At 40.9% G+C, this 14,672-nt stretch carries 10 protein-coding genes; 7 read left to right on the plus strand and 3 right to left on the minus strand.

All coding sequences use genetic code 11. The features are described 5' to 3' along the window. The first annotated feature begins 86 nt into the window (after positions 1 to 86). From ACGE0T_RS01785 to ACGE0T_RS01800, 4 genes are read left to right on the plus strand one after another with little or no spacing between them, the layout of a single operon-like run. Complete coding sequence (locus tag ACGE0T_RS01785; RefSeq protein ID WP_459188849.1) at positions 87 to 2,990, plus strand: glycoside hydrolase family 38 N-terminal domain-containing protein; 2,904 nt, start codon at positions 87 to 89, stop codon at positions 2,988 to 2,990. A gap of 54 nt (positions 2,991 to 3,044) precedes the next feature. Continuing rightward, on the plus strand, positions 3,045 to 3,596 hold the full coding sequence (locus ACGE0T_RS01790; RefSeq protein ID WP_459188850.1) for an RNA polymerase sigma factor: 552 nt from the start codon (positions 3,045 to 3,047) through the stop codon (positions 3,594 to 3,596). A 47-nt stretch (positions 3,597 to 3,643) separates the two neighbouring features. Next, positions 3,644 to 4,036: a hypothetical protein gene (locus ACGE0T_RS01795; RefSeq protein ID WP_459188851.1), complete on the plus strand. Its 393-nt coding sequence runs from the start codon at positions 3,644 to 3,646 to the stop codon at positions 4,034 to 4,036. A gap of 43 nt (positions 4,037 to 4,079) precedes the next feature. Further along, complete coding sequence (locus tag ACGE0T_RS01800; protein ID WP_459190395.1) at positions 4,080 to 4,544, plus strand: hypothetical protein; 465 nt, start codon at positions 4,080 to 4,082, stop codon at positions 4,542 to 4,544. 103 nt (positions 4,545 to 4,647) lie between these two features. Here the strand turns inward: ACGE0T_RS01800 and mazG are convergent, their stop codons facing one another. The 3 genes from mazG to ACGE0T_RS01815 form a co-directional block, all read right to left on the minus strand. Continuing rightward, complete coding sequence (mazG, locus tag ACGE0T_RS01805; protein WP_459188852.1) at positions 4,648 to 5,433, minus strand: nucleoside triphosphate pyrophosphohydrolase; 786 nt, start codon at positions 5,431 to 5,433, stop codon at positions 4,648 to 4,650. Between the two features lie 137 nt (positions 5,434 to 5,570). Then, positions 5,571 to 7,643 carry a protein-disulfide reductase DsbD family protein gene (locus tag ACGE0T_RS01810; RefSeq protein ID WP_459188853.1) on the minus strand — a complete coding sequence of 691 codons (2,073 nt, stop codon included), beginning with the start codon at positions 7,641 to 7,643 and terminating at the stop codon, positions 5,571 to 5,573. Between the two features lie 17 nt (positions 7,644 to 7,660). Further along, the gene (locus tag ACGE0T_RS01815) at positions 7,661 to 8,572 is read right to left on the minus strand and encodes an RluA family pseudouridine synthase (RefSeq protein WP_459190396.1); all 912 of its coding nucleotides are present in this window, start codon (positions 8,570 to 8,572) and stop codon (positions 7,661 to 7,663) included. A gap of 261 nt (positions 8,573 to 8,833) precedes the next feature. On the opposite strand from ACGE0T_RS01815, the gene ACGE0T_RS01820 reads away from it, so the two are divergent. The 3 genes from ACGE0T_RS01820 to ACGE0T_RS01830 all read left to right on the plus strand — a co-directional run bounded on the left by ACGE0T_RS01820 (position 8,834) and on the right by ACGE0T_RS01830 (position 14,611). Further along, positions 8,834 to 11,461 carry a valine--tRNA ligase gene (locus ACGE0T_RS01820; protein ID WP_459188854.1) on the plus strand — a complete coding sequence of 876 codons (2,628 nt, stop codon included), beginning with the start codon at positions 8,834 to 8,836 and terminating at the stop codon, positions 11,459 to 11,461. A 242-nt stretch (positions 11,462 to 11,703) separates the two neighbouring features. Then, entirely contained in the window at positions 11,704 to 13,665 is a 1,962-nt protein-coding gene (locus tag ACGE0T_RS01825) for a tetratricopeptide repeat-containing sensor histidine kinase (RefSeq protein ID WP_459188855.1), read from the plus strand. Between the two features lie 94 nt (positions 13,666 to 13,759). Continuing rightward, positions 13,760 to 14,611, plus strand: a complete 852-nt coding sequence (locus ACGE0T_RS01830) for a sugar phosphate isomerase/epimerase family protein (protein ID WP_459188856.1) — start codon at positions 13,760 to 13,762, stop codon at positions 14,609 to 14,611. The last annotated feature ends 61 nt before the right edge of the window (positions 14,612 to 14,672 follow it).

Below are 14,672 nucleotides of genomic sequence, written 5' to 3' on the forward strand. Positions count from 1 at the left end.
TTATATTTGCCTGTAAATTTGTAATAGATGAATTAATATAAACTTGTATAACAACAAGTCCGGATTAAAAATAGGAAGGATAAATTATGAAAAGTATCATTATCACCGCTGCTTTATCTTGTTTGGTTTCGAATGTCTTTGCCGGTAACGAAGTTTCGGAAGAAAGCATTGATTGTAAAGTGGCAAGGCATTATAAATATAGGAGTGACAAGAGTGCCGGTCGCGAGATGTTTGTTACCTATAACGGTATAAAACCATTGAAAAATGCAAGTATCGAGATTTTGGCAAATGGAAAGAAAGAACGGACGCTGCTGAATACGGATAGGCGTGATTCTATTTCTGTATTGCTTCCTCCGGATATAGGGGTACAGAAAGATGATACGATATCAGTTAACTTTCTTATAGGTAAAAAGCAACTGGCATCGAAGCAAGTGGTAATTCCTTATGCCCGCCAATGGACTGTGTATATTTATCCGCATTCTCATGTGGATATCGGGTATACGAATACACAGGCAAATGTGGAATTGATACATAAACGTAATCTGGAGTATGCGATAGAATTGGCTGAGAAAACAAAAAGCTATCCGGAAGGAGCCCGTTTTGTTTGGAATCCGGAGGTAACATGGCCTGTTGAACGATATTTGAAAACAGAACCGGCTGAAAAATGTGAAAAACTTATCCAGGCAATTAAAGACGGACAGATCGCTGTAGATGCCGGCTACGTCAATACAAATACAAGTACGGCAAATGATGAAGAATTGTTTGAATTGTTCAACTATAGTAAGAAACTTGAAAAGCGGACAGGGAGAAGTATTAAAACAATGGTTCAGGTCGATATCCCCGGTGTTTCGTGGGGAGTGGTTCCGGTTGCATCCCAGTTGGGCATTCCTTATTGCCTGGCTCTTTTTAATGGCTCGGACCGTACGGGGCTTGCACATGAAATCAGTTTTAAACCTTTCTGGTGGGAAGGTCCTGACGGAAAGTCGAAGATGTTGTTTTTGCAGCCTGGGGCTTATACACCCGGCGCCCATAATAAAGGATATATGTTTTGGCCGAAGATGGCAGGGCAGACTGACCCGGATAAATTATTGAGAATTGTCAAAACGGATAACCCGCGTGCTAATTTTATAGACAAGTATATAGACCAGATGTTGCCGGAGTTGGAGAAGGCCGATTATTATCCGTTCGATATATTTCCGATGACCTGGTGTATGGCCGATAATACGCCGATTGATTTTGACTTGCCTGAGGCGGTGAAGAGTTGGAACGAAGAGTTTGTTTATCCAAAGTTGCGGATTTGTACGGCAACAGAGATGATGAGTGCTTTTGATGAAAAATATGGTGACCAGTTACCCGTATTGAAAGGCGATTTTACCGAATGCTGGACAGATGGGCTTGGCTCGAAAGCCGGATTTACAGGACATCACCGGGAAGTGAAAGAGCAACTTGTTCAGACCGAAACTCTTTGGAGCATGTTAAAGCAGGGTAGCCAGGAACCATTGCCGGATTTTGAGGAAGCGTGGAGAAATGTGATAATGGGAACAGAACATACATGGGCTTATATGAATCCTTCCCAGCAACCGATATGTGATGAGATATTGAATGTTAAACTCGATTATTTCCGTAATTCCGATAAGATGCAAAAAGAATTACTTGCAGGAACTTTATCGGACATTATCCGTGAGTCTGCTACTATCAGCCTGTTCAATACCTCTTCCTGGGTACGTAGTGAGGTGGTGAAGTTACCTAAAGAGGTTGCAAAAAATTACACATGTGTAGTAGATGTAGAGACTGGAAAAGAAGTTGTGAGCCAACGTCTTTCTGATGGTCGATTGGCTTTCTGGGCTGCGGATGTGGATGCATTGGGAGCTAAAAAATATCGGTTATCGTCTAAGCCGTCTAAGCGGGTTTCTCTGATAAGGATGGAAGAGAATACATTGGATAATGGCATTATAAAATTGAAAGTAAGTCCGGAAACAGGGGATGTGATAAGCCTGGTGTATGGAGGGGAGGAATTTGCAGATAATAAATCGATGTGTGCTTTGAACAGTTATCGTTATTTGAAAGGGGATGATGAAGGAAGCCGTGCGACAAAAGCATATAATGTAAAGGTGAGTGTAAAAGAGCAAGGACCATTGGTAAATTCTTTATTGGTAGAATCGGACGCGGAGGGATGTAGCGAATTAAAGCGTGAAATTATCCTGGTTGCAGGCCAGCCATATGTTTCATTCTGCAATATGCTTGATAAAATAGCAACAACGGATAAAGAAGGCGTACATTTCGGATTCGCTTTTGATATAAAGAATCCTGTGGTTAATGCTGATATTCCGTGGGGAGTAATGGAAGTGGAAAAAGACCAGCTTGAGGTTGCCAACCGGAATTGGATTGCTTTTCAGCGTTGGTTGAATATTTCCGGCGAAGATAAAAATGTGACTTGGTGTTCGCTGAATGCCTGTATGTTTGAAGTAGGGGAGATGAGTGCGAATATTATTGGCGGGGCATTTAAATCGCCTAAGTGGATTCGGAAAATCAAACCGTCGTCCACTATTTATTCATGGGCACTCAATAATCATTGGCATACGAATTTCCCTTTATCGCAAGACGGGAAAATCAAGTTTGAATATCGTGTGTTGCCGGATAAAGGGGCATATGATGTTGCGAAAGCAAATAAATTCGGGATGGAACAAATACGTCCGATGATAGCGGTTCCGGTTGATAAAGACTTTAGCTACCAACAAAATATGACTTTGACAGGAGATGAATCTGTTGCTGTTTCAATGATTAAAACGATAGATAATGGTAAATCCCAAATCGTTCGTTTGCGTTCCGTATCAGATAAAGAACATACAGTAAAACTTGATTGGAAGATGCAAAGTCCTAAAAAGATTACCGTTTGCGAATTTAATGAGGAACCTGGCAAAATACAGATTATTGATGGTAAAGTTCCGGTCTCTTCCATGGGATTTACTACGCTTAGATTAGATTGGTAATATTGAGTATCCGGATATTTTCCTTATATTTACCACCCAAATTAGTGAGTAAGGATGCAACAATATACAGAAGAAGAGATAGTGTTACAACTACGCGATCCTGCCTGTCAAAGAGACGCTTTTTCGAAGATCGTCGGTTTGTACGGGGAAAAGTTGTATTGGCAAATTCGTAAAATGGTATTGAATCATGAAGATGCGAATGATTTGCTGCAAAATACATTTCTGAAAGCTTGGACAAATATTGATTATTTCCGGGGGGATGCCAAATTGTCTACCTGGTTATATAGGATTGCTATTAACGAATGCATCACTTTCCTGAACCGTCAACGTACAATGAATAATGTATCTATTGATGATACGGATGAATTTTTGTTGGAAAAATTGAAGGGAGATGAGTATTTTGACGGAGACGAAGCGGAAATGAAATTGCAGCGGGCTATTTTGACATTGCCTGAAAAACAGCGGGCTGTGTTTAATATGAAGTATTTTGATGATATGAAATATGAGGATATGTCTGAAATATTCGGAACCTCGGTGGGGGCTTTGAAAGCCTCTTATCACCATGCCGTGAAAAAAGTCGAGGAGTTTTTAACAAAAGACATTTAAACCTTTCCTATTCCTATTTGTCAAAAGAATGTAAAAAGAGAGATGATATGAAAACTGAACGTAACAATCTGGACCATTTTAAGGGAAAAAATCCTTTTACTGTGCCTGAAGGGTATATGGAAGGACTGACGGCTAATATAATGAGCCGGCTTCCCGAAAAATCCCCAAAGGAGGAAGCGAAAAAGGTTTCCATGATGGATCGTGTTCGCCCATGGCTTTATATGGCAGCGGTGTTTGCAGGTTTGGGGTTGTTTTTTAAAGTTCTGGTTGGCGATGGCGGTGAACAAAGCCAGAATGCCGATTCTCTGCTCGTGAAATCAAATGTTACAGCAAATAGTATTTCTGCCAAGCAGGAGGCTGAAGATGAAGATTATCTTGAATATCTGGAAGATAGGTATGCGGGTTTTCTTTTGACAGGGGATATAAGTGTAACTGAGTGATAAAAAAATGAAATTATCAAAATATTTTTGTAGGAAGGCTTGTATGAATAAAATATTTTTTATTACATTTGTGGCGTTTTCAGTTGTGTTCTCATTCTGTGCAAATGCCCAGGAAGGAAAACAGCATAAGGACTTTGATAGAGAAGCATTTCAAGCAAAGCGAAATGCATTTATTACTGCAGAAGTTGGTTTGACTCCGGAAGAGGCTGCGTCTTTTATTCCACTTTGTAATGAACTGCAGGAAAAAATGTTTGAAGTAGGGCATGAATGTAGAAAACTCTCCAAGGAACTTAGAAAAAATCCGGAAACAACTGAAGATGTTTATTTAAAAGCAATTGATGAATGCATTAATGTAAATTTAAAGCAGGCGCAATTAGAAAAGGAGTATTACGATAAGTTTAAAAAGATACTATCACCGAAGAAACTTTATAAGTACAGACGTGCTGAACTCAAATTTGCACGGGAATTTATGAGAACTTCCTCCGGCGATAGAAAAAAGAGACAATAATAAAAAAAGATATTATCATTATTTGTGTTTTTTGTTTAGATTTAGTTTTGGCGTTTAAGTTAAGGGAGGGGTGGCGACGTGATGTCGGTTCCCCTTTTGTTCGTTATAACCCTTTTGATTTTGCTTCGTTCCAAAGTATATCCATCTCTTCCAAACTCATTTCTTTTAAGGATTTTCCTTTTTTTATCGTATGTTCTTCCAAGTAGTTGAAGCGTCGTATGAACTTTTGGTTTGTGCGTTCCAGGGCATTGTCCGGATTGATTTTGTAAAGACGGGCTGCATTAATCAAGCTGAAGAATAGATCACCGAATTCGGCTTCCATTTTATCGGCATCCATTTTGTCGATTTCTGTTTTTAGTTCGGTAAATTCTTCATGGACTTTATCCCATACCTGGTCGCGCTGTTCCCAGTCGAAGCCTACATTACGTGCCTTATCCTGGATGCGATGTGCTTTTACGATGGAAGGGAGGGAGGCCGGAACCCCTTCAAGTACGGTTTTATTTCCACCTTTCTCCTTAAGTTTAAGCTGTTCCCAACTTTGTTCTACTTTGCCGGCTGTGTCAGCCTGAGCGTCTCCGAATACATGCGGATGACGATAAATAAGTTTCTGGCACAGGCTGTCGCATACATCCTTCATGTCAAAAGCTTCTTTCTCTTCTCCTATCTTTGCGTAAAATACAACATGAAGGAGCAAGTCTCCCAATTCCTTTTTGATGTTGTTGTTGTCATCTTTCATGATAGCATCGCATAATTCGTATGTCTCTTCGATGGTATTTGTACGAAGGCTTTCGTTTGTTTGTTTACGGTCCCAGGGGCATTTTACACGCAGTTCGTCCAGAATATCGAGCAGTTGCCCGAAGGCTTCCATTTTTTCTTGTTTTGTTGCCATATATATTGTATTAATTTATCAAAGTCCTATTGTATCGATGCGGATATATAAAATGTGCCAATATTCCAATGAAAAGAAATATGGTTTGAAAACTCTTTTCGATTGGTGTATTGGCACATTCCCATTTTATTGACAGATTATTTCTGTTGTTCTCTGAATACTTTTAATCCGTTTTGCAGGAACTGGATGTATTGTGATACATCTTCATTGAAGGCATAGGACGGTCCGAGAGGCTCGCCTTTATCGTTCAATAATATATAGAATGGTTGGGCATTTGCTCCGAATTTGCTTCGTTGCAGATAGCTCCATTTGTCTCCGATTGTTTTCAAAGTGCGTGTTTTGCCATGTTCTTCGATAGTGATTGGATGCGATAATTTGGTTTTGTCGTCTACCATCAATGTGATTAGAACATAGTCGTTCTCCAGCAATTGCTTAACTTTCGGGTCTGTCCATACTGCAGCTTCCATCTTGCGGCAGTTGACACAACCAAAGCCGGAGAAGTCTATCATGACAGGTTTGTTTACTTTCTTTGCATAAGCCATACCTGTTTCGTAATCGTCGAAGGCTGCATGTACTTCACTTTCATATAAGTTGAAATCCTGTGTGTACAAAGGAGGAGCAAAGGCGCTTATAGCTTTTAGCGGTGCACCCCAAAGTCCCGGTACCATATAAACGGCAAAGGCAAATGAAATAATAGCCATGAACAGGCGGGGAACAGATACAAATTTCACGTCGCTGTCGTGACTGAATTTGATTTTGCCTAATAAATAAAGACCCAACAGGATGAATATAACGATCCAAAGTACGATAAATACTTCACGGTCCAGAATACGCCAGCCGTAAGCCAGGTCTGCGACAGACAGGAACTTCAATGCCAGGGCTAATTCCAGAAAACCTAATACTACCTTTACCGAGTTCAGCCAGCCTCCGGATTTCGGCATACTTTGCAACATGTTCGGGAAAATAGCAAACAGGCTGAATGGGATGGATAATGCCAAGGCAAACCCGAACATTCCGATAGCCGGGCCTACTGCCGTACCCATGGAAGCTGCCTGTACAAGTAATGTTCCGATAATAGGGCCTGTACACGAGAAGGATACCAGTACCAGTGTAAATGCCATGAAGAAGATGCTGATAATACCGGTTGTAGAGTCAGCCTTTGTGTCCAGTTTATTTGTCCAGGAAGACGGCAAAACCAATTCAAAAGCTCCGAAGAAAGAGATAGCAAATACTACCAGCAATAAGAAGAATATGATGTTGAATATGGCATTAGTTGAGAGGTCATTCAGAGCGCTTGCCCCAAAAATACCCGTAATTAATAATCCCATCACTAAATAAATAATGATAATGGAGAGTCCGTAAGTGATCGCATCGCGTATCGCCTTTTTACGATCTTTGGTCCGTTTCAGGAAGAAGCTTACTGTCATCGGAATCATAGGCCATACACAAGGTGTAAGCAAGGCAATCAGGCCACCTAAGAAACCTGCAAAGAAAATAAACAGCCAGGAAGTGTCGGTAGCGGAAACGGTCGTATCACCGAATGCTTTTAGCTGGTCGATTACCGGAGTCCATAAAGATACGTCGTCCGTTAATTTATTATTTGCCGTATTCTTAGAGCTTGCCTGTGTATTTTTGTTTGTTTCCGGAGTTGTAGTTTCGGCCGTATTTTCTGTTGTCTGGTTTATTTCCGGTTGTTCGACAGTAGAATCGTTGGTGTCTACATCCGGCGTTTTGTTTTCGGCTGTAGTCATTTGGATATTCTTCTTGTCGAAAGTGAAACTAACGCGGTCGGGAGGAAGGCATGTTTCATCGTTGCACACCATAAATTCAACTTCTCCTTCCACTTTGAACTTGGTAGGTTCCGTTACTTTAATTTTCTGTGTGAAAGAAACAGTTCCCGGGAACCAACGGAGATTCATTGCAAACTGTTCATCGTATACAACAGTAGGCTTTACGGATGGTACCGGTTTGCCAACCAATTCGGCACCTTTCAGCGTTTCGAATGTGAATGAAGTGGATACCGGTCCGCCTTCAGGCAGGTCCTGGTCATACAAATGCCATCCTTTTTCAAGGGTTGCCGTGAAGACGATTTCTTTTTCTGCCGAGCCGGAATCATTCAGGTTGATTTTCCATTTTGCAGGCTGCAGGATTTGCGCCTGTACAGTCAGTGCCATGATTGCCAGCACTAAGGTGCTAAAGAGCTTTTTCATACGATTGTTCTGTTTTATTATTTGGCTAATGAAATAAATGCCGTTGGAATTTGGGTTTCAAAACGCATCTCCTCCCCTGTCGTAGGATGGATAAAAAAGAGCCGTCTGGCGTGAAGCATCAGCCGTCCGGTGGGATCTGTTTCTGCGCCATACTTATAATCTCCGGCAATGGAATGTCCGATAGATTGCATTTGGGCACGTATCTGGTTTTTGCGTCCTGTTTCCAGGTCTAATTCCAGTAAAGAATAACCTCCGTTACTGTTTAATACACGATAGCGGGTAATTGCTTCTTTTCCATCTCCATCTACTGTCACATAGACTTGCATCTTCGCATTTTCCGTCAGGTTGGAAACGATAAGGTCCATGTCCTTTTCCGGGCGTCCTTCCACTACCGCCACATAAGTGCGCGCTGTAATAACGTTGTTCCAGTCAGACTGTAAAGCCTTTTGTACCTTTTGATTTTTTGCAAACATCATCAGTCCCGAAGTGTCCCGATCCAGGCGGTGCAGGATAAATATTTTATTTCTCGGGTCTGATTTTTTTACATAATCACTGAGCAGGTGGTAAGCTGTGCGCTCTTTTACCCGTGTGCTGGACACCGATAACAAACCTTCCCTTTTGTTGACAACAATCAAATCATCATCTTCCCAAACAATATTCAACAGCGGATTATTAAATTCAACTTTTCCCCGTTCATAACTTATTATCACTTCGTCCCCTTGCTGTAAAGGTGTATTAAATAGAGAAGTCACCTTTCCGTTTACCAATATTTGTCCGTGCGATAGAAGAGCCTTGACTGAACTTTTACTTTGTTCGGTTAATAACTTGAACAGAAAAGGAAGTAATGTATTTTCTTCTTCTACTGTTATCCGGCGTCCTCTCGGAGCTCTGGCTTTATCTGTGCTTCTGTAATTCGAGCGTCTTGCCATATTCATTATTATATATAGTGTACAAAGATACTGGCATTTACGGAATACTGCAAGTGATGAGCTCATAACTAAGGTTTATTAATATACCGGTTTCCGGAGTTCTCCTGATGCTAGGGAGATGAAGTTGTTCGGAGGTGCATATCCTGATTTAGATTAGTCGGATGATTTAGATACATTATACATATTATTTTTGTAATTTTGCAACCTGTTGCGGCATAATGCCATATGCAAAATGATAATAAAAGATTAAGAACGAAATATATGGAAATTGCAAGTAAGTACAATCCCGCAGAAGTAGAGGGGAAGTGGTATCAGTATTGGTTGGATAACGGCTTATTCAAGTCGAAACCAGACGGCAGGGAGCCGTATACGATTGTTATTCCTCCTCCAAACGTCACCGGCGTACTTCATATGGGGCATATGCTCAACAATACCATTCAGGATATATTGGTTCGCCGTGCCCGTATGCAGGGAAAGAATGCTTGCTGGGTTCCGGGAACCGACCATGCTTCTATTGCAACGGAAGCAAAAGTGGTAAACCGCTTGGCGAAAGAGGGGATAAAGAAATCCGATCTTACCCGTGACGAGTTTTTAAAACATGCGTGGGAATGGAAGGAAGAACATGGTGGTATTATCCTGAAACAGTTACGCAAGCTTGGCGCTTCCTGTGATTGGGACCGTACTGCTTTTACTATGGATGAAATCCGTTCGGAAAGTGTGATCAAGGTTTTTATCGATTTATATAACAAAGGTTTGATTTATCGTGGGGTTCGTATGGTTAACTGGGACCCGCAGGCATTGACTGCCCTTTCCGATGAAGAAGTAATCTATAAGGAAGAACATAGCAAACTGTATTATCTTCGTTATAAAGTAGAAGGGGATGCGGATGGTCGTTATGCCGTGGTTGCTACTACCCGTCCGGAAACGATCATGGGGGATACTGCGATGTGTATCAATCCGAATGACCCGAAGAATACTTGGTTGAAAGGAAAGAAAGTGATCGTTCCGTTAGTAAACCGCGTTATTCCTGTTATCGAGGATGATTATGTAGATATCGAATTTGGTACCGGCTGTTTGAAGGTAACCCCTGCGCATGACGTAAATGACTATATGCTGGGTGAGAAGTATAACTTGCCTTCCATTGATATTTTCAATGATAACGGAACCTTGAGTGAGGCGGCTGGTTTATATGTGGGTATGGACCGGTTTGATGTGCGTAACCAGATTGAAAAAGACCTGGCTGAAGCCGGGCTGTTGGAAAAGGTAGAAGCCTATGAAAATAAAGTCGGTTATTCAGAACGTACAAATGTACCGATCGAGCCTAAATTGTCTATGCAGTGGTTCCTTAAAATGGAACATCTGGCACAGATAGCGCTTGAGCCTGTGATGAATGACGATATTAAATTCTATCCTCCCAAGTTTAAGAATACATACCGCCACTGGATGGAGAATATCAAAGACTGGTGTATCAGTCGTCAATTATGGTGGGGACATCGTATCCCGGCGTATTTTCTGCCTGAAGGAGGTTATGTTGTCGCAGAAACTGCTGAAGATGCATTGAGGCAGGCAAAAGAAAAAACAGGTAATGCTGCGTTGACTATAGCGGATTTACGTCAGGATGAGGATGTTTTGGATACCTGGTTCTCTTCCTGGTTGTGGCCGATATCTTTGTTTGATGGTATCAATAACCCGGATAACGAAGAAATTAATTATTATTATCCGACCAGTGATTTGGTGACAGGACCGGACATTATTTTCTTCTGGGTAGCACGTATGATTATGGCAGGTTACGAATACCGTGGTGATAAACCTTTTGGTAGTGTGTACTTTACAGGTATCGTGCGCGATAAACTGGGACGTAAGATGTCTAAATCCTTAGGAAACTCTCCTGACCCGTTGGAGCTGATTGAAAAGTTTGGAGCTGATGGCGTACGTATGGGATTGATGATGGCTGCACCTGCCGGAAATGATATTCCTTTCGATGATGCCTTGTGTGAACAGGGACGTAATTTTAATAATAAGATATGGAACGCCTTCCGTCTGGTAAAAGGTTGGGAGGTTGATAGTCGGATAGCGCAACCCGAAGCTTCTGCTATTGCTGTTAAATGGTTCAAGATGCAGTTGGATAAAACGATTGCGGAAGTAGATGATTCTTTCAGCAAATATCGTTTGAGTGAAGCGATGATGGCTATATACAAGCTTTTCTGGGATGAGTTCTCTTCCTGGTATCTTGAAATGATTAAACCGGGTTACCAACAGCCTATCGACAAGGCAACTTACGATGCAACATTGGGATTCTTTGATGCTTTGCTTCGTCTGCTTCATCCGTTCATGCCATTTATTACGGAAGAGTTGTGGCAGGCACTGGAACCGCGTAAAGAAGGCGAAAGCCTGATGGTTGCGCAGATGCCGGAGGTTGCTCCTGTAGATGACGTGTTGTTGACTAATTTTGAAATAGTAAAAGAGATTGTCGGTGGCATACGGACAATACGCTTGCAGAAGAATATACCGAATAAAGATACATTGGCGTTACAGGTTTTGGGAGAACATGCAGAAGACTTTAACTGTGTTATCTCCAAAATGTGCAACTTGTCTGCTATTGATAAGGTGGAAGATAAGGCTGCAGGTGCTGTTTCTTTCCTTGTCCGGACAACAGAGTATGCAGTACCTCTGGGTAATTTGATTAATGTAGAGGAAGAACTGGCAAAACTGAACGAAGAACTGGAATACCAACGTGGTTTCCTTGCATCGGTCATGAAAAAACTAAGTAATGAAAGTTTTGTAAGCAAAGCTCCTGCAAAGGTTATTGAAATGGAACGTAAAAAACAAGCGGATGCTGAAAGCAAAATCAAATCAATTGAAGAAAGTATCGCAGCTTTAAAAAAATAAAGAAAGGTGCCGTTTCGGCGTGTATTTTTCTTAGGTTCTTTATTTTTTAATGAGACAAAAGTCCATATCGGCATTTAAGGTGCAGATATGGACTGTTTTTTTAATAATGAGACAATTGGCTATCGATTTTTTATTAAAACCTCGGTTGCCGGATTTAAATATTTGTTACCTTGCTGCACGATTGGAGATGGAGTTTATAGAAAGAAATGAGCTTTATCTGAGATGAAAAAACAAACTTACTTATGAAACGTATCCTTGCTCTAATATGTTACATGTTATTGAGTATTTCCTCTTCTTATTCTTCTAATAAGGGAAGTGTTGCCGATAGTGTTGCTTTGCAGCAATTATATCAGGTGGCAATTGACCATATCCGAAAACCGGACCGTTTTCAACACATACAAGCCTTACTTGCTGAAGCACGTAAATCCGGCAATGAGAAATATGAAGCCAATGCGATGTTTTTGTTGATGAAGCACTATTACTCTGTCGATCTGGACAGTTTGTTTTATTGGCTGGAAAAATCAACACCTTTGTTTATGAAGCAAAAGAGGTATGAAGATATGTTTCGTACAAAAGCGTGGGGAATTTATGTGCTGACCAAGGCTAAGAGAAATAAGGCGGCATTGGATAGCATACATTCATTAAAAGGTCTGGCTGTAGAGTTAAATTACCCGGATGGAAAGGACATGGCCAACCAGGCTTTGGCTGACTATTATTTATCCAATAACTTAGAAGAAGAAGGCGTAAAACTGTATGAAGAAGTTTTAGCTGAAATGGAACAGCGGAATGCCCCTTTGGTTAAACAGGTCTATATCATCCGGCAATTAGTGAATCTCATACCAGGTCAGGAGCGGAAGTTTCCCTATTTGGAACGTTTGCAACAGATCATCGATTTATGTGATAAAGATGGCATCCGGCAATTGGATAGTGAAAATCCTGTTTCTTTTCTTCGTTATATATTGTATCGTAGTTATGTGATGCTCTATCTCCATATGGATAATTACCCCCGCGCACTGGCTTATCTGAAAAAAACGGAAGATGTGGTAAGAAAAAATAAGATGGGCTATAAAGATTCTGAGATAAAAACGATGTATGCTACGTATTATATCCGTTCCGGACAATATGATAAGGCCGTACCGATCTACGATGCATTATTAGCGTATTATAAGGCATCAGATATTAACAAAACTTATTTGGATGTCTTAAGGCTGAAAGCGGAGGCTTTGATGAATGCGGGTCGTTATCCGGAGTCTTCCGATGTCCTCCTGCATTATGCCCAGTTGAAAGATTCCTTGGCTTCCGCTAATTATTATAAGGAACTGGCGGAAATGCAAGCGCAACATAATGTGGATAAACTGGAGCTTGCAAATAAACAAATGGAACTTCAGGTAATGGCAGACCATAATAAGGTGGTATTTCTTTGGAGTGGCGTAATTGTGTTGGGGGTAATATGTTGTTTGCTTGGCTATTTGGCATATACGGTATATCGTTTTGGAAACCAGTTGAAAGTGGCAAAAGAAAAGGCGGAAGAAGCAGACCGGATGAAATCGGCCTTTCTTGCAAATATGAATCATGAAATTCGAACCCCGCTGAATGCAATAGTGGGATTCTCTCAAATACTGGTGGATGAGGAAGACCCGGAGACCCGTTTGGAATATTTCAATATTATCCAAAGTAATAATGAATTATTGCAACGGTTAATATGTGACGTTTTAGATATATCCAAGATTGAATCGAATTCAATGAAGCTTAGTTATGCACAGTTGTCACTTCCCGAACTTATGGGAGAAATTTATAACGTAATTCGGCTGAGGATGCCCGAAGGTGTAAAATTGGAATTGACGGATTGTGCTCCTTTTGTATTTAATATGGACAGGAACCGTTTGACTCAGGTTTTGACGAATTTATTGACAAATGCAATTAAACATACCCAAACAGGCGTAATCCGTTTTGGTTACGAATTAGAAGAAGCAGCCATCCGTTTCTTCGTACAGGACACCGGAGAGGGAATACCTCAGGAACAGATGGATAATATTTTTAGCCGTTTTGTACAACTGGACAGCGGAAGCAAAGGGGTAGGACTTGGCCTGGCTATTTGTAAGGGGTTAGTATTAAAAATGGGAGGCTCTATCGAGGTTATATCCCGGTTGGGTGAAGGTTCTACTTTTTTTGTTATACTACCATTTGATTTTATCCCCGATTGATGGTGAAATAACATATTTAGATGCAAATGTGGACGGACACACAAAAAAAGATTATATTTGCTATCAGGTATAATAAACTTATCAATTTACTACCATGGAGAAATCAAGAAGGTCTTTTTTTAAACAGGGATTGGCAGGTGCAATCCTTTTCGGTACTACCGGAATAGCCAAAGCAGGATTACCGGACCCGGTAAAACCCAAAGCTACCAAAGCGATAAATCCTTTCCATTTGGGAATGGCTGGATATACATTTGTTAATTTTGACCTGGATACTACGTTAAAGACGTTGCAGCGTCTGGATATTCATTATCTTTGCATTAAAGACTTCCATTTGCCGTTGGATAGTACGTCTGAACAGATTAAAGCTTTTCATGATAAATGCGCATCGTATGATGTTACCGGTTATGCCGTAGGACCTATTTATATGAAGAGTGAAGCTGAAATAGACCGTGCGTTCGACTATGCCAGGCGGGTAGGTGTGAAGACAATAGTTGGAGTTCCTAATTATGAGCTGCTTCCTTATGTAGATAAAAAGGTGAAGGAATATGATTTTAATTATGCGATTCATTTACATGGACCGGATATTAAAACTTATCCTGATGCAACGGATGTTTGGGAACATACAAAAGAACTTGATTCCCGTATTGGAATGTGCCTGGATGTAGGGCATGACTTGCGTAACGGCTGCGATCCTGTTGCTGATTTAAAGAAATATCATACCCGGGTATTTGATATGCACATTAAAGATGTAACAGATGCTTCCAAAGCCGGAGTAGGTATAGAAATCGGGAGAGGAAAGATTGATTTTCCGGCATTGGTGAGAATGATGCGTGAAGTAAACTATACGGGAATGTGCAGCCTTGAATATGAAAAGGATATGAAAGATCCCTTTCTGGGCATTGCCGAGTCGATCGGTTACTTCAAGGCAGTATCGGATATGGCTTAACTATTGGGGTAATATAAAGATTATCTGGTGAATAATTTCATGGCAGGCTTTTAACATTACC

Source organism: Parabacteroides sp. APC149_11_2_Y6 (assembly GCF_054506995.1).